Origin of the sequence: Micrococcus sp. HMSC31B01, from assembly GCF_001816085.1 — a bacterium.
In the GTDB taxonomy this organism is placed as follows: domain Bacteria; phylum Actinomycetota; class Actinomycetes; order Actinomycetales; family Micrococcaceae; genus Micrococcus; species Micrococcus luteus.
The window spans coordinates 934-2744 of the sequence record NZ_KV824850.1 but is presented as its reverse complement, the minus strand read 5'-3'; the positions used below and the strand labels follow the sequence as shown (position 1 = coordinate 2744).

2 protein-coding genes and 1 pseudogene are annotated in these 1811 nt (G+C 76.1%); 1 reads left to right on the top strand and 2 read right to left on the bottom strand.

The window, feature by feature from the left end; translation table 11 throughout:
* Positions 1 to 116 precede the first annotated feature (116 nt).
* Together HMPREF3105_RS00695 and HMPREF3105_RS00690 are read right to left on the bottom strand one after the other, a co-directional pair.
* Complete coding sequence (locus HMPREF3105_RS00695; protein WP_060774870.1) at positions 117 to 653, bottom strand: universal stress protein; 537 nt, start codon at positions 651 to 653, stop codon at positions 117 to 119.
* A gap of 73 nt (positions 654 to 726) precedes the next feature.
* The gene (locus HMPREF3105_RS00690) at positions 727 to 1542 is read right to left on the bottom strand and encodes an MBL fold metallo-hydrolase (RefSeq protein ID WP_070708537.1); all 816 of its coding nucleotides are present in this window, start codon (positions 1540 to 1542) and stop codon (positions 727 to 729) included.
* Positions 1543 to 1554: 12 nt separating this feature from the next.
* Between HMPREF3105_RS00690 and HMPREF3105_RS13415 the strand changes: the two are divergent.
* A pseudogene (locus HMPREF3105_RS13415) lies at positions 1555 to 1811 on the top strand (glutathione S-transferase family protein); the annotation flags it as partial.

Here is a 1811-nt window from a genome sequence, read left to right as displayed (position 1 = left end):
GGCGGCGGACGAGGCCGGGCGGCGCAGCGGCGCCGGCTCCCACGCGGACGGCCTCCTCGACGACGCCGTCACGCGCCGCCGTCAGGACGACGAGGACTGAGGCCCGGCGGGAGCGCTCAGCGCTCGAGCGTCGGGTCCCCGGGATCGACGGGCGTGAGCCGACGCCGCTCGGCCATCGGCTCGGACGCGGGCAGGCCGTGGGTGGCCGGGTCCGTCTCGGCGACGTGGCTCACGGCCTCGGGCGTGTGGTCCCCGTACTGCCGGTACTCCTTCACGCACAGCACGGGCTGATCGATCTCCTGCAGCAGCTCGTCCGAGACCGATCCCATGACGAACCGGCCGAAGCCGCCGCGGCGGCGCACGCCGATGACCACGATGGACGGGTCCAGCTCCGCGGCCACGTCCTTCATCTCCTCCACCGTGGACCGGCCGCGCGCGTACTGGCGGAACTCGGCCGTCACGCCGGAGGCGTCCAACCGGGCCTGCACGCCGCGCTGCTGCTCCTCCGTGACGAGGGACTTGGTGCGGTGCTCGCCGCCGGGGCCCGCATTGACCACCACCACGTGCTCGCCGGTGGAGCGGGCGATGTCCAGGGCGGTGTCCAGAGCGGCGTCCGCGGCCTTCGAGGGGGCGTAGCCGACGAGGATGGTCATGGGGTGCCTCCGCGGGGTCGAGGGGACGGGTCTGAGGTCAGCGTAGTGCGGGCCGGGCCCGCGGCGGAGGGGCTCAGCCCTCGCGCAGGTGGCGCAGGTGCGCGGCCACCGTCTGGACGGCCACGCGGGCCACGGTGCCGGTGAGGCCGGGGTAGATGCGCGGGGCCAGGTCCTCGGGCGTGATCGTCGCCGCCTCGGTCTCGGGCAGCGCGGCCAGGGCGGCGCGGATCTGCTCCAGGCGGCCCTCGCGGTGGTGCCGGTAGTCGCGGGCGACGACGTCCAGCGGCCCCGGCACGGGCCCGTGCGCGGGCAGCACCGTGAGCGGGCCCGCCGCCTCGAGGCGGCGCAGGCTGGCCAGGTAGTCGGTGAGGGTGCCGTCCGGGTGGTCGAGCATGGTGGTGCCCGAGCCGAGGATGGTGTCGCCCGTGATGACCGCGCCGTGCGCGCCCGCGTCCGGGACGGCGAACGAGTAGGAGTCCGAGGTGTGGCCCGGGGTGTGCCACGCCAGCATCGGGGTGCCGGCGGCGTCGATCCGTTCGTCCGGCGTCAGGACGGCGGCCCCGCCGCGGCACCAGTCCGGGTCCGCGGCGCGCACGGGGGCGCCCGTGGCCGCGTGGAAGGCGTCCACCCCGCCGGTGTGGTCGGCGTGCCGGTGCGTCACCAGGATGAGCGCGATCCGGCGCCCCTCGGCCGCCGCACGGACGCGCTCGAGGTGGGCGGCGACGTCGTCCTCCGGACCCGGGTCCACCACGACGGCCGCGTCCGAGTCCGGTGCGGCGACCACGTACGTGTTGGTGCCCGCGAGGGTCATCGGGGAGGGGTTCTGGGCGGTCACGCAGCGCACCAGCGGGGCGGGCGTGGGGCCGGGCGTGGCGGTGGTCGTCGTCATAGGCTCGAGTGTATGGAGAACCAGCAGACCGGCCAGGCCGCGGACCGCGGCACCATCGACACGCGCGAGGGGTTCACGGGCAACTACGTGCAGTCCGGGGCGGAGTTCACGCGGGACACGAACTACATCGCGGACCGGATCGTGGCGGATCCGGAGGCCGTGCGGGCCCTGCCCGTGGCCGAGCCGTCCACGGTCGGCCGCGTGGGCGGCGGGCTCACCGAGGGGGCCGAGGCGTGGCCCGTCGAGGCGGGCCGCTACCGGCTCGTGGC